The 19,041-nt window shown below is 36.8% G+C and carries 16 protein-coding genes and 2 pseudogenes; 4 read left to right on the top strand and 14 right to left on the bottom strand.

All coding sequences use genetic code 11. The features are described from left to right. Nucleotides 1-288 precede the first annotated feature (288 nt). The 5 genes from F3G75_RS01525 to F3G75_RS01545 all read right to left on the bottom strand — a co-directional run bounded on the left by F3G75_RS01525 (nt 289) and on the right by F3G75_RS01545 (nt 5,640). Complete coding sequence (locus tag F3G75_RS01525; protein ID WP_149716303.1) at nt 289-1,731, bottom strand: potassium/proton antiporter; 1,443 nt, start codon at nt 1,729-1,731, stop codon at nt 289-291. 20 nt (nt 1,732-1,751) lie between these two features. Next, a complete protein-coding gene (locus F3G75_RS01530; RefSeq protein ID WP_149716304.1) occupies nt 1,752-2,189 on the bottom strand; it encodes a pyridoxal-5'-phosphate-dependent protein in 438 nt (145 codons plus the stop codon). Between the two features lie 31 nt (nt 2,190-2,220). Continuing rightward, on the bottom strand, nt 2,221-3,462 hold the full coding sequence (locus tag F3G75_RS01535; protein WP_149716305.1) for an ArsS family sensor histidine kinase: 1,242 nt from the start codon (nt 3,460-3,462) through the stop codon (nt 2,221-2,223). Further along, complete coding sequence (locus F3G75_RS01540; RefSeq protein WP_085657484.1) at nt 3,462-4,139, bottom strand: response regulator transcription factor; 678 nt, start codon at nt 4,137-4,139, stop codon at nt 3,462-3,464. Before F3G75_RS01540 ends, F3G75_RS01535 begins: the two co-directional genes overlap by 1 nt. A gap of 97 nt (nt 4,140-4,236) precedes the next feature. Further along, complete coding sequence (locus F3G75_RS01545; protein WP_149716306.1) at nt 4,237-5,640, bottom strand: Do family serine endopeptidase; 1,404 nt, start codon at nt 5,638-5,640, stop codon at nt 4,237-4,239. Nucleotides 5,641-5,795: 155 nt separating this feature from the next. On the opposite strand from F3G75_RS01545, the gene F3G75_RS01550 reads away from it, so the two are divergent. Genes F3G75_RS01550 through F3G75_RS01560 form a run of 3 tightly spaced genes read left to right on the top strand, consistent with a single transcriptional unit; the run spans nt 5,796 to nt 8,699 of the window. After that, nucleotides 5,796-6,692, top strand: coding sequence for a DnaJ C-terminal domain-containing protein (locus F3G75_RS01550; RefSeq protein ID WP_149716307.1), 897 nt, complete (start codon nt 5,796-5,798; stop codon nt 6,690-6,692). Nucleotides 6,693-6,695: 3 nt separating this feature from the next. After that, complete coding sequence (locus tag F3G75_RS01555; protein WP_084041465.1) at nt 6,696-7,070, top strand: heat shock protein transcriptional repressor HspR; 375 nt, start codon at nt 6,696-6,698, stop codon at nt 7,068-7,070. A gap of 3 nt (nt 7,071-7,073) precedes the next feature. Further along, entirely contained in the window at nt 7,074-8,699 is a 1,626-nt protein-coding gene (locus F3G75_RS01560) for a cation:proton antiporter (protein WP_054196484.1), read from the top strand. Between the two features lie 103 nt (nt 8,700-8,802). Here F3G75_RS01560 and F3G75_RS01565 read toward each other — a convergent pair whose 3' ends face one another. The 3 genes and pseudogenes from F3G75_RS01565 to secA all read right to left on the bottom strand — a co-directional run. Further along, a complete protein-coding gene (locus F3G75_RS01565) occupies nt 8,803-10,002 on the bottom strand; it encodes an ABC transporter permease (protein ID WP_149716308.1) in 1,200 nt (399 codons plus the stop codon). A 52-nt stretch (nt 10,003-10,054) separates the two neighbouring features. Next, nucleotides 10,055-10,156 (bottom strand): annotated as a pseudogene (locus F3G75_RS09565) (SEC-C metal-binding domain-containing protein); the annotation flags it as partial. Between the two features lie 108 nt (nt 10,157-10,264). Next, nucleotides 10,265-12,661, bottom strand: a pseudogene (gene secA / locus F3G75_RS01570) (preprotein translocase subunit SecA); the annotation flags it as partial. Nucleotides 12,662-12,758: 97 nt separating this feature from the next. Between secA and lolA the strand changes: the two are divergent. After that, nucleotides 12,759-13,271: a LolA-like outer membrane lipoprotein chaperone gene (gene lolA / locus F3G75_RS01575; protein ID WP_054196481.1), complete on the top strand. Its 513-nt coding sequence runs from the start codon at nt 12,759-12,761 to the stop codon at nt 13,269-13,271. A gap of 27 nt (nt 13,272-13,298) precedes the next feature. Here lolA and F3G75_RS01580 read toward each other — a convergent pair whose 3' ends face one another. The 6 genes from F3G75_RS01580 to F3G75_RS01605 are packed head-to-tail and all read right to left on the bottom strand — an operon-like array spanning nt 13,299 to nt 18,957. After that, the gene (locus tag F3G75_RS01580) at nt 13,299-13,838 is read right to left on the bottom strand and encodes a hypothetical protein (protein ID WP_149716310.1); all 540 of its coding nucleotides are present in this window, start codon (nt 13,836-13,838) and stop codon (nt 13,299-13,301) included. Then, nucleotides 13,835-15,154 carry an ATP-dependent DNA helicase gene (locus tag F3G75_RS01585; RefSeq protein ID WP_149716311.1) on the bottom strand — a complete coding sequence of 440 codons (1,320 nt, stop codon included), beginning with the start codon at nt 15,152-15,154 and terminating at the stop codon, nt 13,835-13,837. Before F3G75_RS01585 ends, F3G75_RS01580 begins: the two co-directional genes overlap by 4 nt. After that, nucleotides 15,155-17,164 (bottom strand): bifunctional C40 family peptidase/M15 family metallopeptidase, encoded by a 2,010-nt coding sequence (locus F3G75_RS01590; RefSeq protein WP_149716312.1) that lies wholly within the window; start codon nt 17,162-17,164, stop codon nt 15,155-15,157. Continuing rightward, the gene (locus F3G75_RS01595) at nt 17,161-17,655 is read right to left on the bottom strand and encodes a chemotaxis protein (RefSeq protein ID WP_149716313.1); all 495 of its coding nucleotides are present in this window, start codon (nt 17,653-17,655) and stop codon (nt 17,161-17,163) included. Before F3G75_RS01595 ends, F3G75_RS01590 begins: the two co-directional genes overlap by 4 nt. Then, nucleotides 17,648-18,094 carry a 2-thiouracil desulfurase family protein gene (locus F3G75_RS01600; protein ID WP_149716314.1) on the bottom strand — a complete coding sequence of 149 codons (447 nt, stop codon included), beginning with the start codon at nt 18,092-18,094 and terminating at the stop codon, nt 17,648-17,650. Before F3G75_RS01600 ends, F3G75_RS01595 begins: the two co-directional genes overlap by 8 nt. Continuing rightward, the gene (locus tag F3G75_RS01605; RefSeq protein WP_149716315.1) at nt 18,091-18,957 is read right to left on the bottom strand and encodes a D-amino acid aminotransferase; all 867 of its coding nucleotides are present in this window, start codon (nt 18,955-18,957) and stop codon (nt 18,091-18,093) included. The genes F3G75_RS01600 and F3G75_RS01605 overlap by 4 nt, the downstream gene beginning before the upstream one ends. Nucleotides 18,958-19,041 lie beyond the last annotated feature (84 nt).

Below are 19,041 nucleotides of genomic sequence, written 5' to 3' on the forward strand. Positions count from 1 at the left end.
TTACTTCGCAGGCTCGCAACTACACGGCAGATACGAGAAGTCGTCTCCTTATCTCTCTTTTAAATCCACTAAAATCACTCGCATATTAGAGGTAGCACGCAAAGGTGCTAAAGCGCCGCATACTATTAAAAACTCTGGTAAATTTTAAAATTTATGAGCGAGCATATCACGGCTCTAAATTTAGTGCTAAACGAAGTGTAGCCTAAATTTAGTAGTCTGCTAAGGCGAGCGAGTAAAGTTTTAAAATTTACAAAGAGAAATAAAATGTGGCAATTTTTATCAAAAATTTTAATACGTTAAATACTTAATCGTATCTTGATAAAGCACTTGATTTTCGCATTGTATCAGTAGCAGGTCATTTTCTTCAAAGATTGTTGAGCCAGTTGGCTTTTGATACTCATTTTTTCGTTTTATTAAGATTATTAAAAATTCGCTTGGAAGCTCAAGCTGAGCCAAATCTTTGCCAATTAGTTTTGAACCATAGTGAATGGTATGCTGACGAAGTGTGTAGCTTAAGATCGGCGAGTTTTCTACCGGCTTAACATCCTCTTGCTCGCTCTCTTTGACCTTAAATTTATCAGCCGCAAAGCCAAGTGACATACCCTGTATCAAAATCGAAATCAAAACCATAAAAAATATAATGTTAAAAATCATATCCGCATCACGTACGCCATCGACGTAAACATAAGTAGCTAGCACAACTGGCACAACACCTCTTAGCCCAACCCAAGAGATAAAAATTTGCTCATTTATCTTAAATTTTGAAAATACAAGCGATGCAAAAACACCAAGTGGCCTTGCAAAAAACATAAGCCACAAGGCCAAAACAAGTGCCATTAGTGCTGTTGCCGGAAGCTGGGAAGGATTTACTAAAAGACCAAGCGTCAAAAAGACAACTATCTGCATCGTCCAAGCGATACCATCGTAAAAACCGACTAAATTTTTCTTATGAGAAAACTCTTTTTTGTTTATGAAAATTCCAGCTATGTAAACAGCCAAATAGCCATTGCCACCAACCTTAAAGCAAAGTGTGTATAAAAGCAATATCCAAGCGATAGAAAAAACTGGATAAAGACCCCAGCTTTTTAGGCGAAGTCTATTAAAGATAGCTGGCAAAGCAACGCCAAATAGATAGCCCATAGCAATACCTATACCAAACTGCTTAACCAGTGTAATCGCCCACTCTGACGCACTTGGAGTGCTATTTAGTGAGATCATTTGAATGATCGTCATAGTTAAAAATATCGCCATTGGATCGTTTGAGCCAGATTCAAGTTCAAGCAATGGCGCAATTCTATTTTTAAGTGAAATTTTCTTAGCTCTTAGTATGGCAAACACAGCTGCTGCATCTGTCGAAGAGATGATAGAGCCTAGTAAAAATGCCTCTGCCCAAGTAAAATCAAGCAGATATTTTGCAACTGGAGCGATAGCTAGCGCGGTTAAGAAAACACCAAGTGTAGCAAGTGCTAAACCTCTAGCAAAAATAGGTTTAATCGCTGCAAAATCAGTATCTAGCCCACCAGCGTAAAGTATAAATATGAGTGCCAGCATGCCGACATTTTGAGCGATCATTTGATCATCAAAATTTACACCCAGCAAGCCGTCTGAGCCAGCCAGCATGCCAACACCTAAAAATATTATTAAAGATGGAATTCCGAATTTATCAGAGATCTTACTAAGAAGAATACTGGTTATAAGCAAAACCGCAAAAAATAGTAGTAAATTCTCCAATCCAACTCCACAATTTTATATTAAATCATGCTTTCAAAAGCTTCAAATTTTTCTTGATTTGAAAGAATTTCAAGCAATACACCATAGTTATCTTTTATCTCATCTTGAAGCTTAGTAGTAAGCTCTTTGGCATTTCTTCCATCTTTTGGATAGCTTACAATCAAATCAATTGGCTCAGCGTTTAAAAACTCTTGAATACCAGATAATAGCTCACTAGCTCCTCTTTCATTTGTTCCATGAAGCACGACCACATAATGCTCGTTCTCTCTTACAACAACATCAGTTTGTCTTAAAAATTTTTCAAAGAGTTCACTATACTCTTTAGTACTTGGCAAAGAAAAATATATCAAAGATAAATTTTTTGCATAATCTTTTACATTTTTATAACGATTTATAAAAGCTATTTCAAGATCTATTATTGATAAGATATCATCTGGTGAGAAAATTTTTGCTGCCATTTTTAGCCCTCTTTTGTTTATTATGTTTTATTTAAGTCACTATTATATCTTGTAAATTTTCAAAAACAAAGACATTCATTCCGTTTTTATATTCGTATCTAAATTTGAGTCCATGAGCATCAAGTATATTGCTAACTATATATAAACCTAGGCCAAAACTCTTTTGAGTATCCTCTCCTTTGATAAATGGCTGGACATAAAAGTCAAGATCATTTTTTAGCTTCTCGCCTTGAGTTATAAATTTCATGTGTTCTTTATTAACGATGATATTTACATGTTTATCAGTTGAATATTTTATGCCATTATCTATCATGTTTTTTATAGCGACTGAAAATAGCTTGAAATCAACAAGCACCCTAACCTCATCAAGCTCGCTTACACCAACACACTCTTTTTCAACCATGGCTATATCAATAGCCTCATCGATAAGATCCCTCATAAAACATGGCGTTTTATTGCTAAGTCCTATTTTTGAAGTAATCTGCTCGATCGCTGCAAGTTCGTTTATTAAATTTTCAAGCTTATGAAAGACAGAGATCAGCCTCTCTTGATTTTTACTTTTTTCTATCATTTGAGCGGCTATCAGGCCTTTTGTGATAGGAGTTTTTAGCTCATGCATTATGTTTCTTAAAAAAAGATGCCTTGAGTCATTAAGTGCCTTGATCTGACAAACCGCCTCATAAAATGCCTCTGAAACTTCAGAAATTTCATCCTTGCCATTGCCGACATTTTGTACGCCATCAAGCTCGCCATTTGCAAATTTCACAATCTGACGCTTTAGCTTTCTAAGTGGTTTTATCTTATATATGACAAAAATGTAAGCACCTAGCAAAATGACCGCGACTACCAAAAAAACAGCCTTTATCACCTCGTATCTGTAAGGTTGAAATTCTTTATCCATTAAAAGCTTTAGCTCGTCTAAATGCTCAATCCTTAAGTAATGATGCTTATCATAAAGCAAGATCGCACTTGAGCCTAGATCGCTTGAAATTTCTTCTAAAACGGTCGCTTGCTTTAAAATTTCATCTTTTCTCTTCTCGTCTATTATCTCTGGCATATCGATATTTGAAAGCTGGCGATCATACTGAGCTTTATTTATGATGCCACCCATATAAAATAAATTTGTCCTAGCAACGTTTGAGTATTTGTTATTTAGCTCTCTTGTATAGTTTTGCTTGTCAAAACCCATGAGCCACAAAAAAGCTAGAAATATCGAAACTAGCGCGAGTCCAAAGATAAACGTTATCGTGATAAATATAGAAGATCTTGGCATCAAAGAACCAATTTATAGCCGATACCGCGGATCGCGTGGATGTATTTTGGCTCTTTTGGATTTTCATTTAATTTTTGGCGAATCCTGCCAATGATGACATCTATACTTTTGTTTGAGCTATCTTCATTTATGCTCTCGCAGTTATAGATGAGTTCCTCTCTAGTAACCGCTCCGCCCTCTTTTAAAAGTAGATATTTTAAGATATCGTATTCTGCGGCAGTTAAATTTAAGACGCTGCCTTTAAATAAAATTTCATGTTCAAACTCTTTTAAAACTAAGTCTTTATTTAAATTTCTCGCTTCATTTGCTGGGGTGATACTCTGCCTTCTTAGATGACTTTTGATACGAGCCAAAAGCTCTTGTGGGTCATATGGCTTTGGCAAATAATCATCTGCTCCGTTATCAAGAGCATTTACCTTATCTGTTATATCATGCCTTGCACTTGATATGATAATAGGAATATTGTGATTTTTCCTGATCTCTTTACAAACTTCTAATCCGTCCATACCAGGCAGCGTAAGATCTAGTATCACTAGGTCAAATTTACTTGTATTTAGCGTAGATAGTCCGATATATGGCTCTTCGGCAGTCACTACTTCAATATCATAGTTTTCTAGATATTCAGTTAAAATTTCAGCAAGCTCCATATCATCTTCTATCATTAAAATTCTAGTCATGATTTTTCCTGTTGTAAATTTATTTTTAAGGATTATAGCAGATTAAGATTTTAAAAATTTAAAAGGGTTAAGAGCTGAAATTTCAGCTCTTAGATGATTATTTTATAACAAGACCTTGTATGATACCACCGCGATTTATCCACACTAGTGTCTTTTTACCTTTTGTATTTTTGACCGTATTTGCAAATGTTTGAAGATCTTTTATACTCTCTTCACCAACTTGCACGATCACATCGCCTCTTTCAAAGCCAAAGTCTTCAGCTTTTGAGCCTGATTTCACATCAGTTACTAGCACGCCTTGAGTATCTGGGCTGATTTTGTATTTATATCTTATCTCATCGCTTAGATTGCTAACGCTAAGTCCTTCGATGATAATGCTTTTTGCTATGTCTTTTGAATTGTGATCAGCGTTTGCAAGCTTGATTTTTGCATTCATTATTTTATTTGATCGCTCGTAAGTTATATCAACGCTGCTATTTGGAGTTAGTGAACCGATGAAATTTTTAAGATCATTTGCATTTTTGATAGCTTTATCATTAGCTGATATGACCAAATCGCCTCTTTTTAGCCCAGCCTCATCTGCTGGCATGCCTTGCTCTACGCCACTTATTAAAGCACCCTCTTTATTTGTGTAAAGCTCTTTTTGCTCATCTGTTAAATTTGCAATCGTAACTCCGATAAAGCCACGCTCGATCTTGCCATCAGTTATCAGCTTTTTAGCGATATCTTTGACCATATTTGATGGGATAGCAAAACCAATGCCGTTGTTGCCACCACTTTTTGAAAGTATGGCTGAGTTTATTCCGACTAAATATCCCCTACTATCAACCAAAGCTCCACCTGAATTTCCTGGGTTTATCGAAGCATCTGTTTGGATGAAATTTTCATATTGATTAAGGCCGATATTATCTTTATTTAGACCTGAAATGATACCTTGAGTGATACTTTCACCAACGCCAAATGGATTGCCTATTGCAAATACAACGTCTGCATCAAGTAGTTTTGATGAGTCTGCAAAAGTGATAGCATTTAACCCGTTTGCTTCTATCTTTACGACGGCTAGATCGGTTTTTGGGTCACTTCCTATTAATTTGGCTTTAAATTCTTTACCACCATTTGCAAGAGTTACGACTATTTGATCGCTATCTTCTATAACGTGGTTATTTGTAACGATATATCCATCATTTGAGATAATAACGCCAGAACCAAGCGAAGTAGTTTTTTCTTTTTCTTTTGGTTTTGCAAAGTTAAATCCAAAAAATTCATTAAAGAAAGGGTCATTAAACATCTGCTCAATGCCAGCGTTATTTACCGTTTTTGTAGTTGAGATATTTACAACTGAAAGCTTTGCCTGAGCGATCGAGTCATAATAAGAAAGTACGCTATTTTTATCGCTAAGTGGCGAGACTCTCGTGATATTAGAGTTAGCTTCATTAATTTTAATATCAGCCCCCACTAAAAAAGAAGCTGCTACTAATGAAATTAGCACAATCTTTTTCATTTTTTTCCTTTAAACTAAAAATTTTTGCAAATTATAAATATAGTGAAAAAATAAAATCTTAACACTTTTTCTTGTTATTAAACAAAAATAAACTTGACTTGCATAGACTAAAGCTTTGTGATATAATCCGTATCAAAAAAATATAAGGAGAATATATGAGTGAAAGCTTATATGAGACTTTAGGAGTTTCAAAGGGTGCCTCAAGCGACGAGATAAAAAAAGCTTATAGAAAACTTGCTAGAAAATATCACCCAGATATCAACAAAGACCCTGGAGCAGAAGATAAATTTAAAGAGATAAATGCTGCTTATGAAATTTTAAGCGACGATAAAAAACGAGCTCAATACGACCAGTACGGCGATACTATGTTTGGCGGTCAAAATTTTCACGACTTTGCTAGTAGCTCAGCCGATATGGGTGATCTAAATGAAATTTTAAAGAATATCTTCTCAGGCGGATTTGGCGGCGGTGGAGCTAAATTTAGCAGCGGATTTGGTAGTAATTTTGGAGGCTTTGACGGATTTAGTAGTGGTGGATTTGGCTTTGGCGGAGCTGATTTAGACGTAAATGCAAAAATTTCTATACCCTTTGACGTAGCTGTAACTGGTGGCGAACATAAGATAAATTTTAATGGCGAAAGCATTAAGATAAAAATTCCAAGCGGTATAGAAGGTGGTGAGAAGCTTCGCGTAAAAGGCAAAGGTAAAAGCGCTGGTGGTCAAAAAGGCGATCTTATACTTGCTATTAGCGTTGAGCCAAGCGACGAATATGAAAGAGTCGGAGACGATCTTTATAAAGATATAGAAATTCCACTAAAAACTATGCTTTTTGGCGGAAAAGTCAATGTACATACTTACAAAAAAGATGTCACGATCAAGATCGCTGAGAACTCAAAAACAGGCACAAAGATCCGCTTAAAAGGATATGGTGTACAAAATAGAAAGAGCGGAATTTATGGAGATCTTTACTTAAAAGCTAGAGTAAAACTTCCAAATATCAGTGAGCTTGATGAAGGCTTAGCAAAAGAGTTAAAAGAAAAATTACCGGAGTAAAAAATGCAAAATTATGAAGAACCACTTTTTTTAATAAGCGTTGTTGCAAAGGTTTTAAGCATACATCCACAAACTTTAAGACAATATGAAAGAGAGGGACTCATCGAGCCATCAAGAACAGATGGCAAGATGAGGCTCTACTCACAAAAAGACGTTGATCGCGTAAAAACTATACTAAATTTAACCCGCGAATTAGGTGTAAATTTAGCCGGCGTTGATGTGATACTTCAGTTGAAAGAAAAAATTGACGATTTAGAATCAACTATTGATGAGCTAAATAAAAAATTACACGAAGCTACCAGTCAAACAAGCACCAAAAGATCGCTTGTAAAGAGAAAAAGTAGCTTTGATCTTGTATTTTATGAAGGCAAAAAATAATATATGGAACAAATTTTAGAAGGTTTCTTGCTTGTTGCAGCGATCTCAGTCGCGTTAAACGTCATTTTTAAGAAATTTCAGATACCAACCATCATCGGTTACATCGTAACTGGTACGCTTATATCAGAATTTTTCAATCTAAAAAGCAATGATGAAATTTCTCATATCGCGGAATTTGGTATCGCATTTTTGATGTTTACCATTGGGCTTGAGTTTAGCTTTAAGCACTTAATGGGCATGAAAAAAGAGGTCTTTTTAAATGGCGGATTACAGGTTTGTTTAAGTGGCTTTATAATGGGTGTGATGCTTTATTATGTCCTTCGCTTAAAAGACGAAACAGCACTTATTGCAGGTCTTGCGCTTGCACTCTCATCAACCGCGATCGTGTTAAAGACGCTAAACGATAGTGGCGATGTGAGTAAAATTTACGGCAGAAAAGCACTTGGAATTTTACTATTTCAAGATATTGCGGTCATCCCTATTTTACTTATGATTGATATGTTTAGCTCGCAAGATGCTTCAATAAATGAGCTTTTGCTAAAGACATTTACAAGTGCGATTATTCTTATCGTTGTGCTATTTTTGCTTGGTAAATATGTCATCAACTGGATATTTTATAAAGTTATTCAAACAAATTCGCAAGAGGTTTTTATAGCTACGATTTTATTTATGGTCGTTGGCTCTAGCACTTTGGCTCACTTCTTTGGCTTCTCATACTCTTTGGGTGCATTTTTGGCCGGTATGATGATGGCTGAGACACAGTATAAACACCAAATCGAAGTTGATCTCATACCTTTTAGAGATTTGCTCTTAGGGCTATTTTTTATAACCGTTGGTATGCAGATAAATTTTGCTGTAGTTATCTCAAACATCTGGCTTGTCCTTGGCCTAGTATTTAGTGTCATGGTGATAAAAGCAGTTGTCGTTTTTGCTATCTTAAACATCTACTTAAAGCGAAGAGTTGCTGCAAAAACTGCACTTAGTGTTTGTCAAATAGGCGAATTTGCACTAGCTGTTTTTGGACTAATGACTACTAGAAATTTACTTGATATACAAACAGCTCAAATTTTTATCGCAGCATCAGTTGTATCGATGTTTGCTACGCCTTTTATACTTAAAAAACTAGACGCGATAGCAGACCTCATAGAACGTGAGATCGTTGTTGAACCAAATGAAACTCTAAAGCCGCAAAAAATAAAAAATCACATCGTAGTCTTTGGTTATGAAAGGCTTGGGCAAGAGGTCGTTTTAAGACTAAAAGAGACAAAGCTTTTGTACCTTGTGCTTGATAACGATATTAGTCTAGTTGAGCTTGGTAGAAGCCGCGGGGAAAATGTATTCTTAGGTAACGTTCTTCAAAGTCACACACTTGAAAATGCCTGCCTAAGCGATGCAGCTGCTGTTATTATAACTGTTAATAATGAGCAAAGAGTGGAGCTCATCGCGCAAAAGATAAAAGACTACGGCGTAAATACCCAAACTATAATAAAAATAAATGGCGAGGGTAATAAAGATATCTTTGGTGAGTTAGGTAAAAATTTTCACCTAATAAATGAAGAGCGTGTCATGGCAAAAACACTAGTGCACGAGGCTCTTCAATGCAAAATCGATCATGATATAAGAGCGTAAAAGTATAAATTTATTCTAGAATTTTACGAGTTTATGTTCGGTTTTAAAATAATCTTTTAAAAATAACTTTTACAAGCAACGAGCAAGCCTAAGTCTCTAGGCTCTACTCATTTCTTAAAGTTTGAAGTACATTTACTTCTGTGGCTTTTTTAGCTGGATAATAAGACGAGATAGCCACGATAAATACAGCTCCAACCACAATAAGCACAAGATCGATGGTTGAAAGCTCGAGTGGTAGTTTGCTTGAGCCATAAACGTCAGCTGGTAAGTCTATAATGTTGAAATTTCCAAGTAAAAATAGCCCTAAAAAGCCAAGCACTAAGCCAAATATAATGCCACCCCCGCCGATTACTAGCCCTTGATAGAAAAAGCTTCTTTTTATCTCACTTTTACTAGCCCCAAGTGCAAGAAGCAAGGCGATCTCTTGCCTGCGGTTCATCACAGTCATTAGTAGTGAGCTTATGATATTTAGCGACGCCACAAGGATAATTAGCATCAAAACGATAAAAAGCGCCCTTTTTTCAAGTGCGAGCGCTGAGAAAAAGTTGCCGTTTTGCTCCCACCAGCCAATAGCCACCGTACCAACTGGAAGTCCCTCACGCACTCTTTTTATATCATCAAATGGCTTATTTGAAAAGATATGAATTCCATCATAAACGCCTTTTGGATAGTCTAAAATTTTCCTCAAAGCATCAACTGAAGTATATGAAAATGCCTTGTCATAGGCGATTAACCCAGATGTAAATGAGCCGCCAATATCAAAGCGCTTCATCTTTGGCGTTAGCGAAAAGCCAGCAGGATCAGCCTTTGTAAAGATAAGCGTTAGTTTTTCATCGTTTCTTAGCCTAAACTCACTCGTTATGCCACTTCCCACAAGTATCTCAAAGCTCTCTAGCTCTTTTTCTTTCAAAGCTTCGTTTACAACCGAGTTTATCTGCTTTTCATCTTTAAAATTTACACCATAAATTAGCCCACCTTCAAGCGCATTTGCCGAGCGGTAAATGACCTGTGTGCTTATAAATGGACTAAATTTTAGGTCGCTAAATTTAGCCTTTAGCTCATCTACAAAGCCATCATCAATAGAGCCTTTAAAAGCGCTTTGAACGGTTATAGGATAGTTCATCGTAAAAAGTTTGCGCTCAAATTCTTTATCAAATCCGTTCATGATCGCCATCGCAACTATTAAGACCATAAGTCCAATACTAACACCAAGAAAGGCGAGCAAGGCACTTAGAGTGATAAATGGCTGAGTTTTATCAAATCTTAAATATTTAAAAAGTAGGTACTTTGGTAAGCTTGTCATCAAATAGCCTTTAAAAGATTAAGGCGCTTTTTACGCCTTAAAAGTAGAAATTTTAAGCAAATATGCCTTTTTTAGGGCCACTTTTTCCGTGGCAATCTTTATATTTTTTACCGCTTCCACAAGGGCATGGAGCGTTTCTTGGTATCTTTTTTTCTGGTGTGAAATTTTCATCTCCACCTTGGTTATTATAGCTTAGGGGCTCATTTTCAGCATTTTGGCTAGCTTCTAGCATCATCCTAGCTTGCTCTTCTTGTTCCTCACGGCTCTTAAATCTAACAACTTGAAGCGTCTTAACGCTCTCAGTTTTTAGCCTACCAACTAGCTCCATAAAGAGGTTGTAGCTCTCTTTTTTATACTCCACTAATGGATCTTTTTGGTTATACCCTCTAAGGCCGATACCAGTTTTTAGGATATCCATCTGATAAAGGTGCTCTCTCCACGCATTATCAAGCACCTGAAGGTATAAAATTTTCTCTATATCCCTTCTTTGCTCCTCGTTTAGCACGCTCATCTTTTCGTTATATCTAACCTCTAAAATTTGCGCTATTTTCTCTACTAGTTCATTATACTCTAGCCCTTTTAGTTCGCTCTCGTCGATCTCTTCGCCACAATCTGCAAGGATGATAGAGCATAAATTTTTAATGTCATAGTCATCTTTCAAGCCACCGTGGAAAATTTCAGCCGTATCAAGTAAATTTGTAACGTATTCGACTCTATTTTGGGTAATCTTTTCGCTCATATCGTAGCTCTTATCAAGTAGCTCGTCACGGTACTTATAGATGGTCTTTCTTTGCTCATTTGCCACATCGTCATACTCAAGCAAGTGCTTTCTAGCCTCAAAGTGTAAGCTCTCAACTTTCTTTTGGGCATTTTCAACAGCTCTTGTTACCATTCGACTCTCGATGCTTTCGCCCTCGTCGATACCAAGCCTATCCATGATCGCCTTTATGCGGTCGCTACCAAAAATTCTTAAAAGATTATCTTCAAGACTTAGATAAAATCTACTCATACCAGGGTCGCCCTGACGTCCAGCACGGCCACGGAGCTGATTATCTATCCTTCTACTCTCGTGCCTTTCGGTGCCGATGATATATAGACCGCCTAAATTTCTAACCTCATCATTGATCCTAATGTCAACACCGCGTCCTGCCATGTTTGTAGCGATAGTTACAGCACCTTTTACACCAGCTTGAGCGATGATCTCGGCCTCTTTTTCGTGGTTTTTAGCATTTAGCACAGAGTGTGGGATGCTAGCTTTTTTAAGCATCTCGTGAAGTACTTCGCTGCGCTCGATACTTGCAGTTCCCACAAGTACTGGCTGACCCTTTTCGTGAGCCTTTTTGACCTCATCAATAACTGCTTTAAATTTCTCATTTTGAGTTTTATAGATAAGATCGTTTTGATCGATCCTCTTAACTGGCAGGTTTGTAGGGATCGAGATAACTTCAAGGTTGTAAATTTGAGAAAACTCAGTGGCCTCAGTCTGAGCCGTACCAGTCATACCTGCAAGCTTTTTATACATCCTAAAGTAGTTTTGATATGTTGTGTCGGCTAAAGTTTGGCTCTCTTCTTGGATTTTTACGCCCTCTTTTGCCTCAAGTGCTTGGTGAAGCCCCTCACTAAAGCGTCTGCCTTCGCTTAGACGTCCAGTAAATTCATCAACAATGACTACCTCGCCATCTTTTACGACATAATGAACGTCTTTTTCAAAGAGGTTGTGAGCTTTTAGAGCTTGATCTAAGTGGTGGCTTAGTATGGCATTTTCAAGGTTATATAAATTTTCAACACCAAATAATTTTTCAGCCTTGCTGATGCCAGCTTCTGTGATCATTATCGTTCTATTTTTTTCATCGACTATAAAGTCCCCTGTTGGCTTTGAGCCTGGTACGTTTGGATCAGCTGGAGTACCTCTAGTAAGCTGTTTTGCGACCTGATCTGCTCTTATGTAGCCATCAAGTGTGCGGTTTGTTGGACCAGAGATTATAAGCGGAGTTCTAGCCTCGTCTATCAAGATACTATCGACCTCGTCCACGATAACAAAATTATGGCCTCTTTGTACCTTTTGACCAGCTTCAAATTTCATATTGTCACGTAAATAGTCAAAGCCAAATTCTGAATTTGTGCCGTATGTTATGTCGGCATTATAAGCAGCTTGTCTTACGTTATCATCATATCCGCCACTTAGTATCACATCGACGCTTAAGCCTAAAAAGTTATAAAGCTCGCCCATTTGTGTAGCGTCACGCTTTGCGAGGTAGTCGTTTACTGTTACTACGTGCACGCCCTTGCCGCTCATTGCGTTTAATATAACTGGCAAAGTTGCCACCAAGGTCTTACCCTCGCCCGTTTTCATCTCAGCGATCCTGCCCTCGTTTAGTACCATGCCGCCTATTAGCTGTACGTCAAAATGGCGCATCTTAAGCACCCTTTTGCTAGCCTCTCTAACGATCGCAAAAACATCATTTAAAATTTCATCTAAAGTGACTTTTTCTTCTACTACTTGGGCTTTTAGCTCATTAAATTTGATCTTAAGCTCATCATCGCTCATCTTCTCATAAGTAGGCTCTAGCGTATTTATCTGCGCCACACGTTTTATATATTTTTTGACTTCTCTATCGTTTTTCGTGCCAAAAATCTTTCTAAATACCGATGAAATCATTACTTTACCTTCCTAAATTTTTAAACTTTGGATATTAGCATAGTTTAACTATTTATTTAATTAAACTGGGCTAGAATACGCCAAAAAAGGATAAAAAATGAGAAAATTTCTAGTTGCATCTCTCGTCGCAGTTTGCTCATTTGGTGCTGGCTTAAATTTCAAAAGCCTTCAAAGTGACTTTACTCAAACTGTTTTTAGCGAAGGCAAAAGCATAAATTATAAGGGTAGATTTTACGCAAAAAACGACAATACTGCACTTTGGATATATGAAAGTCCAACGCCAAAGAGAATTTATTTTAACAAAGAGCGTGTGATCGTGATTGAAGACGAGCTTGAGCAAGCCATCATTTCAAAGCTTGATGATACGCCAAATTTGACGCAAATTTTAGCTCACGCAGAGCAAATTCAACCAACACTTTACAAAGCGATATATGACGGAGTTGAGTACTTTATAACTATTAAAAACACGCTTCCAACGACGATTGACTATAAAGATAAGCTTTCAAATAAAATAAAGATAACCTTAAGCAACCCAGTAAAAGATGCGCTCATACCACAGGAAACGCTAACTCCAGTTATCCCGCAAGGTTATGACATTGTAAATCAATAAATTTGGCTAGCTTTTAGTCAAATTTACTCACTTCTCTCCGAAGTCTTTTCCGAATTCTTGCACATTATTTAGATCAATAGGCTTTTGAACTACATCATTTGGATCTGGCGAGATGATGATCTCATTGCCCTTTTTCTTCTTTTCTGGTTTTGTTACAATCTCTTCATTAACACTTGGATCGGAGCATAAATTTTGGCTTTTTATCGCTTTTATGATCTCGCTTAGCTCAAGATTATTTATCACTTTTATATTTAAGATAAGCACATCATCGATGTCAAGCGAGTGCTTTTTGACTGCGTATTTTATGAAAAGCTCTTTAAATTTCTCTTTTCCCATTGAGGTTAAAATATCTTCCACGTAAAAGCTACCAACTATTATGTTTAAAGCATCAAGCACATACGCTTCATTTTCTTCAACATCACGTCCGACAACCTCAAGGTTCATATTTATCTTTTTTGTTAAATTTTGTCCAGCTTTTGAGTAGATATCTGTTTGAAAATCTCTTACTTTTAGCACGTCTGCAAATGCAAAAACACAAAAAGCAAGGCTTAAAAATAGCTTTTTCATAAATTCTCCTTAATATGTAAAAATACGTTTTCTTGGTAAAATTTCTTAACTTCGTCGTCAATTTTAACCACTTTTCTTAAATGCTGCCTAAAATCACTTTTTTTATCATAAAAAAGTTTTAAATTTTTAGGACTTACTGCACGAGAAAGTGCGACGTAGAGTTGTCCTTTGGCAAAAATATGGTTGATATTACAAATGAGCGAGTTTATGCTCATTCCTTGAGATTTATGGATGGTTAGAGCGTAAGCGAGCTTAAATGGAAACTGATAGAGCGAGGCTTGTACATTTTCTTCGATCTCATCTTCATTTAAATTTAACGCACTAAATGTATAAGCAGCTTTTTCTATCTCACAAATTTCGCCGCTATCTTTTTTCACGATCACGCTTGAAATAATACCATTTTCTTTTAAAATTTGCATGATCTTGCCTTGCTCTCCGTTGTAATATTCGCCCCATTTATTTGAAGTAAAGATGATTTTTGCCCCTATCTTCATCTCCAAATCCCTTGAGATATTTAGTGTGTTTGCCCACTTTTCAAACTCTTTTTTATCTAAATTTTCATCCAAAATGCTCACATCTGAATTTGAAATTTCAAGTGGTGTGTCAAGTTCTAAAAGCCTTTTTTGATTTAGCATTTCAGCCTCGGCGTTTATACCAAAAAGCACACTCGTATCATCATCTGGCTCTATCTTGGCCACTCTTAAACTCTCTACATAGCTCATTATTTCATCATCTAGCTCGCCTACTCGCAGCCTAGAGAGAATCTCATAAAATTTAAGATCATTTGTGCGTTTTGAGACGAGCAGCTCGACATTTGTAAATTTCATATCCTCCCACGCACTGGAGTTAAAAGCGTATAAAAAATTAAAAAGCCTATTTTCGTTTTGCTCTTTTTGCACTGGTGGAAGCTGATAAAAATCACCCACTATAAGCACCCTGCCTTTAAATTTAGAGGTGAGCAGGCGATATCTTATCATCTCCATGAGACTTGAGCTCACCATTGAAATTTCATCAATTACAAGCAAATCACAAGCATCTAGCATATTTCTTAGCTTGCTTAGTTTATCTTTTTGATGATAGTCAAAGCGCCTTAGCTCCTCGTAGTCCTTGCAGTAGCCAAATTTAAAAAAGCTATGTAAACTAACTCCTCCAAGGCTAACGGCACTTATACCAGTTGAGCCAAGGATTATGACGTTTTTAAAATTTTCTTTGTAGTGCCTGATGACAGAGGCCGTTAGATAGCTCTTGCCAACACCACCGCCGCCTGTTAAAAAGACGTTTGAGCGAGATAAAATTTCTAAAATTTGTTCTAGCATCTACTCAAACATCTCTGGGCGATATTCAAAGTGCATCGTATCAAAGTGCTTCCAGCGTCCGCCCCAGATAAATTTATGTTTTTCAAAAACACGCACTATCTTTTCAGGGATGAGGTTTTGGTAGCCATTGCTCCACTGCCAATAGTGGCTCTTTTTCACATTTATATCGATCGCGATACCGTAGCTGTGCGAACTCAAGCGGTTTGTGCCAGCAATCACTCGCCACTTAAATGTTCCACCTGGATTTTTTAAATACTCAAGCAAACTAGCATCACTTTTAACCATATCGTTTAGCTCATTGCTTACGTCTTGCAAAGCAGCCGCGGCTCCATTTTTAGAGCTAAATGGTAGCTTTAGAGCAAGGCTATCTTTTAGCCAAACAACATCTACCAAATTTGCTTTTACCTCACTCTCGCTTGAGCCATAAATTTTGCCTAAAAATTCATAATTTCTACATCTACCAGCATCGCTTAGTGCGGTGCTAAGCGGCGAAAATGCGGCGTAATCAAGCGCATTCATATCCTCTATATCAGCACCAATACTACACTCATCATCTTTTTGTTTAAAGTCATCATAGACAAATATTGTTCCATCACCAAATTTGACCAGATTATCCTCAACCTTAACATCATAAGCCCTTTGTAAAGCTGAAATTTTTCTAGCTTTATCGCTTATTACATTTTCAGGCTTTATCACATTTATAGAATCGACCTTTGAAATGAGCAAATTTGAGTTTTGTATATCGCTTCTGCTTTGTCCGATATTTAACGTAGTTACTGCCGTAGCACCGATTAATGCCCTGCCGTTATTTTCGGTTTTTAACCCCCAAGCATCATGCACCACATATATATCATCGCCCTTGTATCCGGCATAAAGCATGATATGTCCTGGCAGATGCACAAGCGTAAGATATGGCACACCTTTTTCTTTTATCTCTTTTGTCTTAGCGGCGTTACTAAGTCCTTTTAGATCAAATTTTTGTCCCATATTTGCTTGAGCTCTTGAGTTTCTGGGCAACCACACGCCAAAACTTGCTAGCAAATCTTTGGTGAAAAGCGAGCAATCCCTTAGCTTATCGACCCCGCCCCAGCCATAAGGCTGAGTAAGAAGGGAGCTAATAAGTGTTTTTAGATTTGAGTCATTAAATTTAAGAGGAAAAAGAGCGCCAAGAGATTTTGGCAACACAAATTCTCTCAAGAGATTTCTTACATAAATTTTACCGTAGTAGTTTTTACTATTTTGTGCCAAAACAGGCAGTATCGCTCCAACTCTTGAATAAAACAAGAAATTTCCGGCCTTGTCATAAACTGGCATTTTATCCGTTTTTATAGTCACAAAACTTGACTTTTGATAGGCGTTTGCCTCATCATCACTTATAAATTTTATATCCTCGACCTTTACCCAGCCCCAAACCGCATCATCACTAACAAACGCCCAAGCCCTGTCTTTAGAAAGATGTGAGACAAAAAGTGGATGAGCGATGCTTAGGGTTGATTCTTGTAGATAATCAAACGGATAGCCCTCGCCTGGAGTTTGCGGGTTTAAAAATATCGGCTCATCGGTTGGAAAATTTCTTAAAGCTGTGTTTGCCGAAGTTAAAGCATAAGCAGAGATGCTTGAAAGAGCTGAAAAATTTGCATTATCCTTTTGTGCGTCAAACCAGCTTTGAGGTATCTGTCTAAAATTTGAGCCAAAATACTTTCTCTTCTCACTTGGCTTATATATATTAAATGCCCAAAAGACATCGTTTGAATTAAATTTTACGCCCCTTAATGTAAAAACCTTAAACCTTCTTTTTAAAATTTCTTCTTGGTCAAAGCTTGCACTTTGCATATTTTGCGGTAGCGACGAGGCATCTTGCTTCATTTCAAAATCAAGCAAACTAATGCGTTCATTTGGCTTATATACATTTTCATCCGGTAAAGAATTTTGCACACTTGGCTTTGGCTGGGTCTGCGAACATCCCAAAAACAAAGCAACACTAAATGCTAAAAATATGCCCTTTTTCAACTTTTTTCCTTATCCTTAAAAATAGCTTCTACAATCAAAACAAAAATATAAAACATCTTTTCATCGTTATTTTTACAAATTTGTTTCATAGTCTCATTCTCGCTTTTTACTTTTATGTCATTTGACCTTAAAATTCCTACAATATCAGAGCCAAATTTCTTTGAAAGCTCGCCCACTTTTAAATCATTTAGAGCGTTTAAAAATCTAGTAGTGTTGCAATCCATCTGCACTGGCTTGTGATTTAAAATATTTTTAAACTCAAGGCTAAGCTTTTTTAACTTTTTCTTCTTAACATAACTATGAACGATCGTCAAAACAACCAAACTAAAGCCAAAGAAAATGTGTAAATTCAGCGAATTTTCACTCATCTCCCCATTCAAGAAAAGAACGCCGCTCATAAAAAGACCGATCACACAGATAAAAAGCAGCAACAAGATGATGTACTTAAAAATCACCTCAAGTATAATGTTGTCTTTTAGCCTATCAAACATCAAGCCCTACTATCTCATCTTCGCTGTAAACTAAAATTTCATTTTCTTTTAGCAGTTTTGCTGTGATGCCATCGCCTAAAATAAGCCTCTTACTAAAGCTTCCGTCATAAATTTTCCCACTTCCACAACTTGGACTTTTTGATTTTAAAATAGCCTTTTTGCAGCCATTTAGTTTAGCTATCTTTAGGCAAATTTCTGCTCCATTTTTGAAATTTTCACTCACATCTTTGCCTGAAAATTTACAAACAACCACACCATTTTTCATCTCAGCCGGTTCCCTTGGCGTGCTAAGTCCACCGTAAACTTCAGGACAAACAAAAAGCAGATGAAATCTCTTTGAAATTTCATCTAAAACATCTTTATTTAAAAGATTATTTTCACCGTTAAATTTGCAGTTTATGCCAGCTAGGCAAGCACTTATTAAGATTTTTTCTCTCAAAGCCCGGCTTCTTTTAAAAGTTCACCAGCATAAATTTCACGAAGTTTGCTTGAAATTTCTCCTACTTTTGCACCATTTATCGCCTTGCCATCAGCATAAACGACTGGCAAAAGTATGAGCGTAGCAGCCGAGATAAAGACTTCATCAGCACTATAAACTTCATCCATGCTAAATTTTCGCTCCTCTATCTTAAGGCCAATATCTTTGGCGATCTTTAAAAGTCTCATACGGCGAATGCCTGGCAAAATTTCATTTGAAAGTGGTTTGGTTATGAGTGTTTTATCCTTGATAATAAAAGCACTTGAGCTACAGCCCTCTGTCACAAAGCCATTTTCCACCATAAAGCCCTCATCTGTACCTTTTTTATGAGCTTCATTTTTAGCGTAGCACTGAGCCAGAAGTGAGATAGACTTGATATCACGCCTTTTCCACCTGATATCCTCGACACTCACGACTTTTATGCCAGTTTTTGCAGCAGGATTGTTTAAAATTTCACTCTCGTAGCAAAAGATAAAGACGCTTGGTGTTAAATTTTCTATAAAATAGAAATTTCTAAACGCCACGCCTCTTGTTACTTGCATGTAAATTCCGCCTTCTTTTAGGCCATTTTTAGTGATTATCTCATTTAAGATCGCTTCAAATTTTTCCTTTTCGTAGGGCAAACTTATATCTATTTCATTTAAGCTTCTTTTAAATCTCGCCCAAAATCCATCTTTATCAACCATTTTTGAATTTATTACAGGCACAACCTCATAAATTCCATCGCCAAATATAAATCCTCTATCAAAAGCACTAACTTTTGCCTCGTCTTTTTGCAAAAATTCTCCATTTAAAAAGACGGTTTGTAAAGCTTGATCTGCCATTTTTAGCTCCTTAAATTTTGGGCAAATTGTATCTAATTTTGTTTGAATTTATAGATTCTTAGATATAATGAGCCAAAATTTCAA

The sequence above is a fragment of the Campylobacter concisus genome (assembly GCF_902460705.1).
GTDB lineage: Bacteria > Campylobacterota > Campylobacteria > Campylobacterales > Campylobacteraceae > Campylobacter_A > Campylobacter_A concisus_Z.